The organism is Paracoccus sp. R86501, from assembly GCF_042466435.1.
Classification (GTDB): domain Bacteria; phylum Pseudomonadota; class Alphaproteobacteria; order Rhodobacterales; family Rhodobacteraceae; genus Paracoccus.
On the sequence record NZ_JAXHPZ010000005.1, the window covers coordinates 153,754 to 168,294 of the forward strand.

Annotated in this window: 14 protein-coding genes and 1 pseudogene; 7 read left to right on the forward strand and 8 right to left on the reverse strand. The window is 59.9% G+C overall.

The window, feature by feature from the left end:
- Positions 1 to 59 precede the first annotated feature (59 nt).
- From SJY40_RS16760 to SJY40_RS16795, 8 genes and pseudogenes are all read right to left on the reverse strand, one after another.
- A pseudogene (locus SJY40_RS16760) lies at positions 60 to 796 on the reverse strand (IS5/IS1182 family transposase); the annotation flags it as partial.
- 62 nt (positions 797 to 858) lie between these two features.
- The gene (locus tag SJY40_RS16765) at positions 859 to 1,821 is read right to left on the reverse strand and encodes an NAD(P)-dependent oxidoreductase (protein WP_378949440.1); all 963 of its coding nucleotides are present in this window, start codon (positions 1,819 to 1,821) and stop codon (positions 859 to 861) included.
- Positions 1,818 to 2,150, reverse strand: a complete 333-nt coding sequence (locus SJY40_RS16770) for a cupin domain-containing protein (RefSeq protein ID WP_378949443.1) — start codon at positions 2,148 to 2,150, stop codon at positions 1,818 to 1,820. The genes SJY40_RS16765 and SJY40_RS16770 overlap by 4 nt, the downstream gene beginning before the upstream one ends.
- Positions 2,151 to 2,193: 43 nt before the next feature.
- Positions 2,194 to 4,494, reverse strand: coding sequence for a DUF4962 domain-containing protein (locus SJY40_RS16775; protein ID WP_378949446.1), 2,301 nt, complete (start codon positions 4,492 to 4,494; stop codon positions 2,194 to 2,196).
- Positions 4,495 to 4,602: 108 nt separating this feature from the next.
- On the reverse strand, positions 4,603 to 6,168 hold the full coding sequence (locus SJY40_RS16780; protein WP_378949449.1) for an extracellular solute-binding protein: 1,566 nt from the start codon (positions 6,166 to 6,168) through the stop codon (positions 4,603 to 4,605).
- A 26-nt stretch (positions 6,169 to 6,194) separates the two neighbouring features.
- Positions 6,195 to 7,076, reverse strand: coding sequence for a carbohydrate ABC transporter permease (locus SJY40_RS16785; protein ID WP_378949452.1), 882 nt, complete (start codon positions 7,074 to 7,076; stop codon positions 6,195 to 6,197).
- A gap of 13 nt (positions 7,077 to 7,089) precedes the next feature.
- Positions 7,090 to 8,085, reverse strand: coding sequence for an ABC transporter permease (locus tag SJY40_RS16790; protein ID WP_378949455.1), 996 nt, complete (start codon positions 8,083 to 8,085; stop codon positions 7,090 to 7,092).
- Positions 8,082 to 9,185, reverse strand: coding sequence for an ABC transporter ATP-binding protein (locus SJY40_RS16795; RefSeq protein WP_378949457.1), 1,104 nt, complete (start codon positions 9,183 to 9,185; stop codon positions 8,082 to 8,084). Before SJY40_RS16795 ends, SJY40_RS16790 begins: the two co-directional genes overlap by 4 nt.
- A 233-nt stretch (positions 9,186 to 9,418) precedes the next feature.
- On the opposite strand from SJY40_RS16795, the gene SJY40_RS16800 reads away from it, so the two are divergent.
- The 7 genes from SJY40_RS16800 to arsH all read left to right on the forward strand — a co-directional run bounded on the left by SJY40_RS16800 (position 9,419) and on the right by arsH (position 14,406).
- Positions 9,419 to 10,111, forward strand: a complete 693-nt coding sequence (locus tag SJY40_RS16800) for a GntR family transcriptional regulator (RefSeq protein ID WP_378949460.1) — start codon at positions 9,419 to 9,421, stop codon at positions 10,109 to 10,111.
- A gap of 75 nt (positions 10,112 to 10,186) precedes the next feature.
- On the forward strand, positions 10,187 to 11,554 hold the full coding sequence (locus SJY40_RS16805) for an MATE family efflux transporter (RefSeq protein WP_378949463.1): 1,368 nt from the start codon (positions 10,187 to 10,189) through the stop codon (positions 11,552 to 11,554).
- A gap of 70 nt (positions 11,555 to 11,624) precedes the next feature.
- Complete coding sequence (locus SJY40_RS16810) at positions 11,625 to 11,882, forward strand: hypothetical protein (RefSeq protein WP_378949466.1); 258 nt, start codon at positions 11,625 to 11,627, stop codon at positions 11,880 to 11,882.
- On the forward strand, positions 11,861 to 12,193 hold the full coding sequence (locus SJY40_RS16815; RefSeq protein WP_378949469.1) for an ArsR/SmtB family transcription factor: 333 nt from the start codon (positions 11,861 to 11,863) through the stop codon (positions 12,191 to 12,193). The genes SJY40_RS16810 and SJY40_RS16815 overlap by 22 nt, the downstream gene beginning before the upstream one ends.
- Before the next feature lie 38 nt (positions 12,194 to 12,231).
- Entirely contained in the window at positions 12,232 to 13,284 is a 1,053-nt protein-coding gene (gene arsB / locus SJY40_RS16820; protein ID WP_378949472.1) for an ACR3 family arsenite efflux transporter, read from the forward strand.
- Positions 13,281 to 13,700 carry an arsenate reductase (glutaredoxin) gene (arsC, locus tag SJY40_RS16825; protein WP_378949475.1) on the forward strand — a complete coding sequence of 140 codons (420 nt, stop codon included), beginning with the start codon at positions 13,281 to 13,283 and terminating at the stop codon, positions 13,698 to 13,700. The genes arsB and arsC overlap by 4 nt, the downstream gene beginning before the upstream one ends.
- On the forward strand, positions 13,693 to 14,406 hold the full coding sequence (arsH, locus tag SJY40_RS16830; protein ID WP_378949478.1) for an arsenical resistance protein ArsH: 714 nt from the start codon (positions 13,693 to 13,695) through the stop codon (positions 14,404 to 14,406). The genes arsC and arsH overlap by 8 nt, the downstream gene beginning before the upstream one ends.
- The last annotated feature ends 135 nt before the right edge of the window (positions 14,407 to 14,541 follow it).

Sequence of the window (14,541 nt, forward strand, 5' to 3'; positions counted from 1 at the left end):
ACCCCACCCGTCTTCGCGGATGGGGTCGGAACGCCAGGATCCGGACATGGTCTTGATTGCAGCCAAAACAGGACGGTTACTCCCGGTGTTATACCAGAGAAATAGGTTTTACGACGCCTGTTGTAACGCGTAGCGACCCGTCTCAAAGCTTTCAGACAACGGAACAAGATCTTGATATGATAGCGCCTTTTATGGCGGCGCTGATCATATTTAGCAGTCTTTTTGCAGGGCGTCCGGCCGGGATGCATGCTTTCATCGCTCTGTCTTGCAGCGCTATTCCCAACCGGTCGGCCTATGGGGGGGGTGTCAGGAAAAGCCGCTGCGGCAGTATCATTACTGACCTGTCCTGCCGGGATTGAGAAAGGGACAGGTTCAACCTTTGCCATCTGTGATGGCGTGCAGCTTTGCATTCCATTCTCGGGACAAACTCTCCCTCTGGCAGTTTTTCCGAGAACCCTTTTGTTCGACCCATCTGACGATCACGCCCCCACCTGTGCACGCAGACTGCAGGCCGCGGGGTGCATCTTCCGATAGGTCACATCGATTAAGACAATCTTCTTAACAGCGTTCTTGACGGCCAGGACCACCGCGATCCGGGCAGAGACCCCGTTATCGCTCCAGGGCTTCCAGCGACTATGAAGCATTTTCGCTGGCCCTTATTCTCTGTCTCGGCATTCTCACAACCAATGGCATTTATGCCCGCAGATCGTGAACGCATGAACGTCCATGGTTCGTATGAAGAAAGGCAAGGAAGGCCAGCCGTCTGTTCTTCGGTCAACCAGAAAAGGTTGCACATGGATCAGGTGTCCTTCCGAAGCCTGAATCACACAAAAGGACCGGAACCGATGGGTCTGGGGTCTAATCGACGGTGGACGAAGAATCCTGTTGCAGGGTGTTCGCCTCCAATTCCAGAAAGTAGTCGAATATTTCGGGCACGTTGCCATTGCCCATCCCCGCATCGACAGCAGCCTGCAAATTGCTGGATGTGCCCTCGGCGATCATGGCGCGGGTGCCCAGGCTTTCCGTCATCTTAAGGAAATAGCCAAGATCCTTATTGGCATTGCTGATCGAGAAACCCAGATCGCTGACTCCGTCCACTGCATAGTTCTTGCAGAAGGTCATGAAGGGCGAATTCGAGGGCCCACTGGACATGATGTCGTAAAGCTGGGCACGGTCCACACCCGCGCGTTCGGCCACGGCAAAGGCTTGGCTCATGGCGCAGACGGTGGTCATGCCCATGAAGTTGTTGATCAGCTTGGTCGTGTGACCTGCGCCAAGCGCGCCAAGGTAATAGACGTTCTCGCCCTGCTGATCCAGGACCGGCTTGACCTTGTCGAAGGTCTGCTTGTCGCCTGCGGCCATGATGTTCAGCAAGCCGTCGGTGGCATGGGCCGGGGTGCGGCCAAGCGGGGCATCGATCATGCCAGCGCCCTTTTCGGCCAGTGCCGCGCCGATCTTGCGGGTCGAGTCCGGGATCGAGGTGCCGAAATCGATTAGGGTCGCGCCTTCGCGGATGCCAGCCAAAATGCCGTCGTCACCATAGACGACCTTCTCGACGACCTCGGATGTCGTCAGGCACAGCATGACGATGTCGCTGGCCGCCGCCAGTTCGCGGGGCGAGGATGCCGCACTGGCATTGCCGCGGGCAAGGACCGCCTCTACGGCATCCTTGTTCAGATCCATGACGACAAGCTGGAAGCCCCTGCGCTGCAGGTTTTCGACCATGTTGCTGCCCATGAGGCCAAGGCCGATGAAGCCGATGACAGGTTTGTTCATGTCGGAATATTCCCCATTTTGCTGGCTTTGGGTGGAATGGTTCACAGGAAATCCTCACGGTGGGGGGTGAAGATGTCCAAAAGCGTCCCAGCCTCAAGGCAGGTGGCGCCATGTTCGATATCGGGCTGCTTATAAAGCGAATCCCCCGCCGAAACGGTGTAGGTCTTGTTGCCCACGGTGAATTCGAAGCGCCCCGATATCACATAGGTGATCTGTTCATGCGGATGGTGGTGCAATGCCGCGACGGTTCCGGTTTCGAAATGCACCTCGACGCACATGACGTTGTCGTTGAAGGCGGCGACCTTGCGCGTCAGCCCGCCCCCGGCGTCGAAACGCCTGTTGTCCTGCGCGGGGAAATAGTTCTGGACGGTCATCATGGGTTTCCTTGATTTGCGGCGCGGCATGCGGGCGGGCGCCTCATGTCTTGGCCAGTTTCTTCATCACCACGCGGAAGGTGTTTTCATCGGCGTCGGTGAAATAGAGGTCGGCGTCATAGCCCTGATCATCCAGGAAGTGGAAAATCCGCTTGGGGCTTTTCAAGCCATAGGGCACCAGCAGCGTGGCAATGCGGTGACGCGTGGCCTTGGGATACTGAACGTGCAGGCAGGTGCTGACGGGCAGGCCCTCGATCTCGGCGGGGTCCACGTCGGGAAAGCCGGTTTCCTGCGTCAGGGTGGGCTTGCCAGCCTCGGACCAGATGACCTTGCCATAGAAACCCGCACGTTCGCCGGTATAGCGGAACGAACTGTTGCCCAGATCATAGCGGCCATTGGCATGCAGCAGCCAATCCACGCTGACAGGCGTATCGGCATCGACGCTGTTGACGATGACGAAATAGCTGTTCTGGACGAAATAGACCTCACGCTCGGCCAAGGTCACTTCGGGAGAAAGCGAACGATAGGCCGCCGTGGCATCGCCCTTGATATAGACGTGATCGCCGCGGTCTTCGGCAGTGATGATCCGGCCCGATGCGGCCATGGCGCGGGCCTTGTCCTTTTCGGCGTATTGGCCTTTGCCGTCGATCAGAATGGCGTTCTTGGACCGTGTCTGGCGGCGCCAGTTCTGGTGCATGGTCGAATTGAAGGCGACGTAATAGCCGGACTGGATGGCCAGATCCTCGCCAAAGCCGGCCATGCAGAAGGCGTTTTGGTCGCCATGACTGTGACTGACCGAACCGAAGCGGCTGGACTTAAAGACGAACTGGATGTGGTTGTCGGGGTCGGCCATCGCGTGCTGAATGCCCACCCAGCCAATGCCCTTGAACCAGCGCATGCCGCCTTCGGGCACGGTGGGTTCGACAAAGGGAAAATCGGTGCGGAAGGTCAATTCATCGAAATTCGTGTCCCACCAGCCCCAGTTATAGAAGGCCCCTTCGGTCCCGGGGTTCAGTGCCAAGTTGCGATCGCAATACCACTGATAGGCGCCATTGCCGGTCACGCCCGCAAACTGGCGCATGTTCAGGCCGGTCTTGATGCACGGCAGATCGCCTTGGGTGCTGTCGTCGCCGAAGGTCGCGCGACGGGTATTGGGTGCCTTGCAGAACAGTGGGAAATCACCCGTGTTCTGGAAGAAGGGCCGCTTGTACAGATCCAGACCTGCAAAGGATTTCAGGCGGTTGGCGGCCTCGATCAGATAGGCCATGCCCATCATCCAGTAGTTCGTGCCCTCGGCCCACCCGCCATCATTGTCGCCCCAAGGCGAATAGACGGTGAACAGGAACTCGATGCAGTAATCCAGCCATTCGCGGGCCTCGTCTGCATCGTCATCCCCAAGCAGCGCGATACAGGCAGGCACCAGCGTCAGCGACACGGAACGCACCGCGTGGCTGTCATAGGGGAACAGGTGGATCTTGGCGTTCAGCATCGCATGGTCGGCGATGTCGCGGGTGCGTTCCAGCAGCGCCGCGCGCACGGTGGCGCGCTGGTCGTCATCCAACTGGTCGTGCAACCAGTCATAGCCCCACGCCAGCGCATTGGTGACGCGATATGCCCACTCATCCGTATAGGCGCGCGAGGTGACGCCCATCGGGTCCCAGCTGGCGATCTCCAGCAGCCATTCCTTGGCGCGGGCCAGCATCTGCGCGTCATCGGTGACCTTGCCGCCGATCGCCAGATGGCGTGTGGCATAGATCGCCTCTTGCAGGTCGATATAGGTCTGGCGCCAGACCGGCGCGGTGCGCTTGTGATCGGGATAGCCTGCGGGTTCGGACATGACCGGACGCTCCATCCACGGCAGCACCGATTTCGCGTAGAAGTTCGACCATGTGCAGTGATCGGGATCGGCGGCGACATCCTTTTTGAACTGCGCCAACCGGTCGGCATCCAACCACAGACGCGGATGGCCCTTGGGCGCATCGGCAAAGCGGCCGGCGCGCCCAATCAACGGCGTCTGCGGCAGGTCCGCACTGATCTGGAAGCTGCGAGTGCTGCCCCAGGCACTGATCGGCGCGCCGGTCTCCGGGTCGCAAACGGCATAGGACCAGTGATAGCTGCCCGTTTCCAGCGCCTTGTCGGGGGTGAAGAAATTCACCGGGATGCGGCTATAGGTGATGGTCTTTCCGGCCGGAAAATCCTTGTCCGGCGAAATGCGCAGGACATAGGTGGCCTCATCCTCGATCACCGGGAGCCATGTGAAACGGGGGGGATTCTCGACGACATCGCTGTCGGTTTCGGGCGCATATTGAATGGTCAGGCGTCCCGCCTTGGGCTCATCGAGCATGGGTAATGACTTGCCGGGCATCGGGCAACTTTCTGATTGAACTATCTGAGAATTCGCGCGGCCATGGCGCGGGCCGCGCAGGATCTGTGTACGATCTGGCTGTTGGGCCTAGTTATACTGACGCTGATAGGCCGTATTCATGACCTCGATGACCTGGGGGTAGCCCATCTTGTCCAGCGTGCTGACATAGCTGTCCCATTCGGCTTCGACATCGCCCGACCCAAGGATCCACGCCTGTTCGCGTTCCAGCATGTAGGTGCGGATCGATGGCCAGTATTTGTCATAGACGGCCTGTTCTTCGGGGGTGAAGGCCACGCCCAGAAACTGGTCGATCAGCAGGTCGTTGGCGGCATAAAGCTCGATCCCCTTGCGGGCTTCTTCCGACGTCCACTGCAATTCATAGCGGTAATCCATCCAATAGCCGCGATAGATCTGCGCGCCTTCCAGATACATCTGGTTGTTGACCGGCATGTCGCTGTTCAGGACCTCGGGCTTGAAGGTCGGCTCTCCGTTGACCATGTCCCACGTTTTTCCTTCGACACCGAAGTTAGACAGGTTGCGGCCTTCTTCGGTGAACCAGAAATCGAAGTATTTCACCGTCTCGACCGGATGTTCGTTCATATAGCTGATTGCCCAGCCATCGGGTTTGACCGGCGTGCGGCGATGTTCCTCGACCCGCTTGCCCGATACCGATGCGGGGGGCAGGAAGGGCACGAAGTTGAAGCCCTCGATCAGTTCGCGCAGCGGCACGTTGTACCCCGAGGTCGAGGCGAACCAGTCATGGGTCATGCCGCCCAGGTTTTCCGACAGCAGATAGTCGCGCGATGACGATCCGCGGGTAAAGATTTCAGGGTCGATCAAACCTTCGGAATACCACTGCGCGATGTTCTTGATGCCGGTGCGATAGGCCTCTTGCGCATAGGGGTGAACGACCTTGCCTTCGTCATTGACGTAGAAGTCGTGATGGGTGTCAGAGCCTGACGAACGACCGTCCCACAGCGTCAGAAGGCGTCCGATTTCTTCCCATTCGCGGGCGAAGAAGGGGATCTCGTCCTTGCGGCCATTACCGTTGGGATCGTCATTGCGGAATGCGGTCAGCACGTCGTGCAGTTCATCGACGGTCTGCGGCTGCTCCAGCCCCAGTTTGTCCAACCAGTCCTGACGGATATACCACGCTCGCCCGAATTCCCCATCGGGCAGATAGGGGATGTAATAGTAATTCCCGTCTGCCGCCGTTATGGATTCCAACAGTTCGGGGTGTTCGTCCCAGAATTTCTGGATGTTCGGCGCGTGTTCGGCCACCAGCTCGTTCAGCGGCACGAAGGCGCCTTCAGGACCGTATTGGTTCACGGGCTGCTGGATCAGGTTGCCGCCCACGATGTCGGGCAGATTGCCCTGCGCGATCATCAGGTTCATCGCCTCGGCGGCGTCGGTCGTGTTGCGGCCTGCGGTGGCATCCTTCAGATGGATACCGGTCATTTCACGGGCGGCTTCCTCGACCGGATAGACATCGCTTGGCGAACCGCCAACGCCATAACCCTGCGCGCGGGGCCAGTGCATGTGGATGGTCAGTTCCAGCGGTTCGTCGACGACGCGCAGGTGATCGTCGGCAAAGGCCGGTGCGGTCATGGCCGTGGTCGCAAGCAGGGCCAATGCGGCTTTCGGAATACTCATAGTCTCCTCCCGTTTGAACGTATGGGTCATTCCTTCACGCCTCCCAGCAGGATGCCCTTGTTGAAATATTTCTGCATGAACGGATAGATCAGCAGCACCGGGATGATCGAGCAGACGATAATCGCCGCGCTGACCGTCTCGAATGAATAGCTTGAGGTCAGCAGCGTCGATGCGAATTCCTCGTCATCCGACAGTTCCGCAATGACCTGGCGCAGATAGACCTGCAGCGGGATCTTGTCCTCGCTTTGCAAAAGGACCATCGCCCAGAAAAAGCCGTTCCAGCGCGACACGATGCAGAACAGTGCAACCGTGGCGATGGCGGGCTTGGAAAGCGGCATATAGACCTTCCACAACACCTGGAATTCATTGGCACCGTCCATCCGGGCGGCCTCTTCGAAGGATTGCGGAATGCCCTCGAAGAAATTGCGCAGCAGGATGATGTTGAAGCCGTTGACCGCGAAGCCGATGATGATGCCCAGATAGCTGTCCAGCAGGCCAAGATCGCGCATGTTAAGGAAGAAGGGGATCAGGCCGGCGTTGAACCACATGGTGAAGGCCACCATCAGGTTCCAGAACCGCCGCCCGTAAAGCTGGGGCCGCGACAGCGCATAGGCGCCGGGGATGATGAAGGCCAGGCTCATCAAGGTGCCGAAGATCGTATAGATGAAGGTGTTCTTGTAGGAACTCCAAAACAGCGGTTCCGACAGGACGCGCTTGTAGGCCTCCAGCGTGAAGCCGACCGGTGTCAGGATGACGTTGCCGGCGCGCGCCTCGAATCCGGTGCTGAACGACAGCGAGGCCATGTAGATGAACGGGTACAGCGTTGACAGCGCGAAAATGCCCAGCAGCACCATGTTCATGATGACGAACATCCGGTCGCCGCGGGAATAGAGGTTCATGTTCTTCATGATCAGCTCCTGTTCACCAAAGCGAGGTGCGCGAATAGCGCTTGGCAACGGTGTTGGCAGTCATCACCAGGACAAAGGCCACGACGGCGTTGAAAAGCCCGGCGGCGGCGGCAAGGTCGTATTGGCCGCCCTGAAGGCCCTGGCGATAGATGAAGGTGTTCACCACATCCGCCGTTTCATAGGTGGCGGGCTGATACAGCAGGATGATCATCTCGAAGCTGACTTCCAGCATGTTGCCGATGCGGATGATCAGCATGATGATGATCGTCGGCAGGATCGAGGGCAGCGTGATCTTCCAGACCATCTGCCAGCGCGAGGCCCCGTCCACGACCGCGCTTTCGTAAAGCGTGGGTGAAATACCCGCCATGGCCGCAAGATAGACGATCGACTGGAAGCCTGCCTCTTGCCAGATGCCGGTGCCGACGAAGATGGGGCGGAACCATTCGGGCTTGGTCAGGAAATAGACCGGATCGACCCCGAACCATCCCATCACCGTGTTCACGATCCCCGCCGATGGCGAAAAGGCCGTGATCACGATCCCCGCGATGATCACCGACGAGATGAAATGCGGAAGATAAACAATGGTCTGCGCGGTCTTCTTGAAAGTCGCGTTGAGGACTTCGTTGAACATCAATGCCAGCAAGATCGGCACCGGAAATCCGAATAACAGGCTGTAAAAGCTGATGATGACGGTGTTTTTCAGCGCCCTCAGGAACTGGTCGTTGCCAAACAGCGTGTAGAAATGTTCCAGCCCAATCCAGGGACTGCCTGCCACACCGCGGAAGATGCTGTAATCCTTGAAGGCAATCTGCAGCCCGTACATGGGCTTGTACAGGAAGACCAACAGCCAGATGATCGTGGGCAGCAACAACAAGTACAGCTGCCATTCGCGTTTCAGGTGGTCGCCCACACGCTGGACACGTCCGGGGCGGCGATGACGTTGCGCCTCGCGCGCCTCGATGACCAATTCCTCGGTGCGGGCTCCTCCGACTTCGGGATCGTTGCTCATTCTTCCAACCTCTGTCCCGACAACGCCCGTCCGGTCTGCGCGTCGAACACGCGGATCAGATGGGGCTGGATGGTAAAGCCGGAAAAGTCGCGCAGGACCCGCATCTGGCCCACGGTTTCCGTGCGAACGACAAACGGTTGACCGGCCAGCGTGGTGTGGATCAGCGCCTCTGAGCCGAGCGTTTCAACCAGTTCGGCCTGCAGGTTGACGCGGTCGGTCTGTTCGCTGCTGGCGGCTTTGACGAATTCCGGGCGGATGCCGATGATGATCTCTCGGCCTTCGGCATTTTGCAGATCGGGCAGCGGGGACAGTGCGATGCTCTGGCCATCGAATTCGGCGCGCGGGCCATCGGGACCTGCCGCCACGCGGGCCTTCACCATGTTCATCGGGGGCGATCCAAGGAAGCCCGCGACGAAGGTGTTGACCGGGTTCAGGAACAGCTCCATTGGGGAACCCACCTGCTCGATCCGGCCGTCGTGCATGACGACGATGCGGTCTGCAAGGGTCATCGCCTCGACCTGGTCATGGGTGACATAGATGCTGGTCGCGCCGAGGCGTTTGTGCAGCCGCTTGATCTCGGCGCGCATCTGGGTCCGCAGCTTGGCATCAAGGTTCGACAGCGGCTCGTCGAACAGAAATACCTTGGGGCGGCGCACGATGGCACGACCCATCGCGACCCGCTGGCGCTGACCGCCCGACAGATCCGCGGGGCGACGCTCCAGATAGGGCGTCAGGCCCAAAATCTTGCCGACCTCATCGACCGAGGCGGCGATATGTTCCTTGCTTTCCTTGCGGATACGCAGGCCGAAAGCGATATTGTCCGCGACGTTCAGATGCGGATAAAGCGCATAGTTCTGGAACACCATCGCCACATCGCGATCCTTGGGCGCGACGCGGTTCACATGGCGGCCATCGATAGTCAGATCGCCGTCTGTGATCTCCTCCAGCCCTGCGATCATTCGCAGCGTCGTCGATTTGCCGCAGCCGGACGGCCCGACCAGCACGACGAATTCCTTTTCGGCGACCTCAAGATCGATCCCGTGCACCACGGTCACGGCGCCATAGGCCTTGACGATACCTTTTAGGTTAACTCCGGACATTGTGTCTCCCCTGATGCGCCGCCTCCCCGCAGCACATTGACGCCTGAAGGCTGATTCGCCTGTCTACCAAACTGGTATACTAGTAATTGCACTGGTATACCAGTATTGATCGCGCTAGTCTGGGTCAAATCGCGGTCCGACCCGCTGCCGACAGGATTCGCCGCGCCGAGACGGCCCGTCCCAAGGCAGAGGTCTGTCGGGCTGATATGTTCAGGAAAAACGGAGACCATCGCATGGCTCAGCCACATCACGAAGAAGGGCGCCGTCCCCGTGTGGACGACATCTTCGACTTTCTGCACCAGGAAATTCTGGCGCTGAACCTGCGCCCCGGCGACAAGATATCCGAGGCCGATATCGCCGCCCGGTTCAATGTCTCGCGTCAGCCGGTCCGCGACGCCTTCAGTCGCCTTGCCAACCTGGACCTGATCCTGATCCGCCCCCAACGGGCAACCGAGGTCAGGCGTTTTTCCATGCGGGAGATCGCGAAATCACGCTTCGTGCGCCTGTCGGTGGAAACCGAGGTTCTGCGGCGTGCAGCCCAGCATTGCGACAAGACCGGCGCATCCCGCCTGACGCGCGCGATCTCGCGGCAAGAGAAAGCCGTCGCGGACAGGGATGTCGAAAAATTCGGAGAGCTGGATTACGATTTCCACCGGATGCTGTGCGACATCGCCCATGCCGATTTCGCCTTCGATGTGATCATGGCCGAAAAATCCAAGGTCAACAGGTTGTGCATGCTGGGCCTGTCGAAAGAGGACCGGATGCCCGAACTGGTCGATGATCATCGCGGCATCGCCGAGGCGGTGATCGATCATGACGCCGATCTTGCGATCCGGATCGGCAGGCGTCACCTGTCACGTCTGGACGACACCATCCGCAGCATCACGGCGTCGAACGCGAATTATTTCGAACCCCCCGAGGCATAGGCGCCCGACAGGCGCTGTTGCCAACGCCTGCGCTGCCGTTTCCCGGCCAGCGCCTATTTTGAATGTCCCTTGCCAATGTCCCCCATATCCCCCTGCCCGCCCGTCAGCACCGGCCCCACCGCCCGAAATGTCTTTGCCTTGGCGTGGCCCATGACGATCAAGGCGATCTTCCTGCATGGAACGGTCGTGATCGATACCTATCTGGTTGCCGCCCTTGGCGAAACGTCGCTGGCCGCGGTCGGGCTGGCCGCGGCCATCGCAGGTTTCGCCCTGGGGGCGATTCAGGCGTTTTCCAGTGCCATGCAGATCCGCACGGCGCAGGCATTCGGCACGGGCAATCAGGTCTTTCTCAAGTCGGCACTTGCCTCGGGGATGGTCGTCAACCTTGCCGTGGGGGTGCTGGGCCTTTTGGCCATCCTTGTCTTCGGCGCGCCCCTGATCAACGCCCTTGCCCCTTCGACCGAAGTCGCAACGTTGGCGCGCAGCTATCTGGGCATCTTCCTGCTGGTCATTCTGGGCGAGGCGGTGGGGCAGTGCATCTCCAGCTATCTGAATGGCTGCGGCGAAACCAAGGTGCCGCTCTACAGCCTGTGCTTGTCGGTTCCGGTCAACATTCTGACCAGCGTCGCCTTGATCCATGGATATTGGGGGCTGCCAGCCTTGGGCGTGTCCGGTGCCGCAATCGGCAGTGTGGTTGCGGTTGCGGTGCAGGTGTCGTTTCTGGGGGTCAGGCTGATCATCGCGGCAGGGCATCTGCGCCATATTGCCGGGTGGCGTGAAAACGGCTTTCCGCGCAGCCTATTGCGTCATCTGGGATTTGCGCTGCCCATCGCCGCGACCTTTCTCAGCGCCGCCATTTCGACGCAGGTTTGCGCGTTGATCTATGTCCGCATGGACCTGAGCGATTTCGCCGCCCTGACCTTGATCGCGCCATGGATCCAGGTAACGGGGACCATCGGCATGCAGTGGGCCATTGCGACAGGCATCATCGTCGCTCAGCTTTTGGGTCAGGGATGCGAAGCCGCCCGGTTGCAGCATTTTCTGTCCCGCGCATGGCGCGCGTCTTTCGTCGCCTCGGCCGGGGTTGCGCTGCTGTTGCTGATCCTGTGCCTGTCGGCTGACATGCTCTATTCGAACCTGTCGCTTCAAACACGCGACATCGTGCTGGCATTCCTTCCCATCGTCATTTTGCTTCCCTTCCCCAAAGGATCGAACGCGATCTGCGGCAACACGCTGCGGGCCAGCGGCGACACGATCTATGTCATGAACCTGTTTGTCGCGGCGCAATGGCTGTTCCGGGTTCCCGTGACGGCGATTGCGGTCATCTGGCTTGATCTTGGTGCCGTTTTGGTCCTGTCGATCCAGTTGTGGGAGGAGATCATAAAGTTTCCCGCGTTTCATCGCCGTATCCTGAGCGGGAAGTGGAAAAATCGCTCATGGTGATTTGCCCCGCTGCAAAATGATCGCTGTCCGGTGTTGCAGCCTACTTCGATTGTTCCAAGGGCCGCCCGTCTTGCGCGACGATATTGAAGTCCTCATGCCAACGGCGATGGGGGTGGATCGCCACGTGTTGTTAACCCGCCCGAAGCCTGTGAAATCGACCGCAACGGTTACCGCGCTGGCACCACACCAACGACCGCGCATCTGTGGGCGGCTATTTATGCCAACCATGCACAGTTCAGCCGCCTGCGGGCATTTTAGCTGGGAAACAGGATTGCTCAGACCATTTATTTCTAATAAACATGAAATATGGAAAAGCATCGTGCCCTGAACGCCTTGTCTGCCCTATCCCATGATCTGCGTCTGGATATCTTCCGTCTGCTGATCAAGGCCGGTCCGTTGGGCATGGCCGCGGGCCAGATTGCAGACCGTCTGGAGGTGCGGTCGAATACCCTGTCCAACAACCTGACGATCCTGACTTCGGCCGATCTGATCCGTTCCAACCGCGAAGGGCGGTCGATCCGCTATTTCGCCCGGATGGAGACGATGCGCGGCCTGCTGGCTTTCCTGATGGAGGACTGCTGCGGCGGCCATCCGCATCTTTGCCAGCCGGTTCTTGACCAGATCGCCTGCGATTGCTGATCGCCCCCCCGATTCACCACATGCCAAGGCACGATCAAATGACAGATATGACAGGTCCCAAGGACAGCCCGATGGGCATATTCGAACGCTGGCTGACGCTTTGGGTCGGGCTGGCGATGCTGGCGGGGCTTGCGGGGGGTGTGCTGGTACCGGGCTTGGTGCAGGCCGTCGCCGCAGCCGAGATCGCATCAGTCAATCTGGTCGTCGCCGTGCTGATCTGGGCGATGGTCTATCCGATGATGGTCAGCGTCGATTTCGGCGCCGTGGCCGGGGCGTTTCGGCAGCCAAAGGGTTTGGTGATCACGCTGGTGGTGAACTGGCTGATCAAACCCTTCTCCATGGCGCTGCTGGCGGTGCTGTTCTTCGATTACGTCTTTGCCCCCTGGATCGCGCCGCAGGACGCACAGCAATATATTGCCGGACTGATCCTGCTGGGTGCGGCGCCCTGCACGGCGATGGTCTTCGTCTGGTCGCAGCTGACGCGCGGAGATGCCACCTATACGCTGGTGCAGGTTTCGGTGAACGACCTGATCATGGTCGTGGTTTTCGCACCGATCGTGGCGCTGCTGCTGGGCGTGACCGAGATTGCGGTGCCGTGGCAGACGCTGGTGCTGGCCACCGTCCTTTACGTGGTGCTGCCTCTGACAGCGGGACTGGTGACGCGACGCTTGCTGTCTAACGCCGCGCGGATCGACGCATTCGCGGCACGCGTCAAGCCGTGGTCCATGATCGGGCTTGTTGCGACGGTCGCGATCCTGTTCGGGCTGCAGGCCGGGACCATTCTGAACCGGCCCGTCGTCATCGCGATGATCGCAGTGCCGATCCTGATCCAGAGCTATCTGATCTTTGCCATCGGCTATGGTGCCGCCTTTCTGCTGGGGGTGCCCCATCGGATCGCGGCCCCCTGCGCGCTGATCGGAACCTCGAACTTCTTCGAATTGGCGGTCGCAGTCGCCATCAGCCTGTTCGGCCTCGGGTCGGGGGCGGCGCTGGCAACGGTGGTGGGCGTGCTGGTTGAGGTGCCGGTGATGCTGTCCCTTGTCGCCTTTGCCAATCGCACGCGCCGCCGCTTTCCCCAGACCCACCCATGATCGTCATCCATCACAATCCCGCCTGCGGCACCTCGCGCAATGTGCTGCGATACATTCGCGCGGCAGGCATCCAGCCCGTCGTGATCGACTATCTGTCCGAAGGCTGGACCCGCCCGCAACTGCTGGCGCTGTTCGCGGCAGCGGGCCTGACCGCACGCGAGGCACTGCGAACAACGAAATCACCCGCCACCGAACTGGGACTGCTGGAAGCTGGCGTCACCGAGGAACAGATATTGGACGCAATGTTGGTCCATCCCGTTCTGGTCAACCGCCCCATTGTGGCCTCGCCCAAGGGTGTCCGCCTCTGCCGCCCGTCCGAGGCTGTGCTGCCATTGCTTGATCGCTTGCCGACCGGCCCGCTTTACAAGGAAGACGGGCATATGATCCTGAACCAGAAGGGTGAAATCCTTGACTGACCTGCCGAACCTTGAACCCACCTGCTTTGACGCCATCGACCCGCAGCAATTGTTCCCCGCCACGCGCAGCACCCATGCGCCGCGCATCCTGCTGCTCTATGGCTCGCTTCGCGAACGAAGCTTTTCACGCTTTTCGACAGAGGAGGCAGCACGCCTTCTGACCGCTTTCGGGGCCGAGCCACGCATCTTCGATCCAACCGGCCTGCCCCTGGCCGATGCGACCGAGGCCGACCACCCCAAGGTGGCCGAACTGCGCGACCTTGTCGGCTGGTCCGAGGGCATGGTCTGGTGTTCCCCCGAACGACACGGCGCGATGACCGGCGTCATGAAGACGCAGATCGACTGGATCCCGCTGTCACTTGGCGGCGTGCGCCCCACGCAGGGCAAGACGCTGGCGGTGATGCAAGTTTGCGGGGGCAGTCAAAGCTTCAACACCGTCAACCAACTGCGCATTCTTGGTCGCTGGATGCGGCTTCTGACGATCCCGAACCAGTCATCCGTCGCCAAGGCCTGGGACGAATTTGATGAGGCAGGCCGCATGAAACCCTCGCCCTACTATAACCGGGCCGTCGATGTGATCGAGGAACTGGTGCGCTTCACCCTGCTGACCCGTGATATCAAGGACCACCTTGTGGACCGCTATTCCGAGCGCGTGGAAAACCACGAAGAATTGTCAGCGCGCGTGAACCAGTCGAAGGCAGTCTGACGGCGGCAGGCCGTCAAAGACGTGGCGAAGCGACCGACAGTTTGGTCCCGCCTCTCTGCCGCATCGATAGCCTTCTTGGGCCCGCGGGGCGGCATACATTAGGGATAAAGTCGGGCGGAGCGGATCACGGCACGA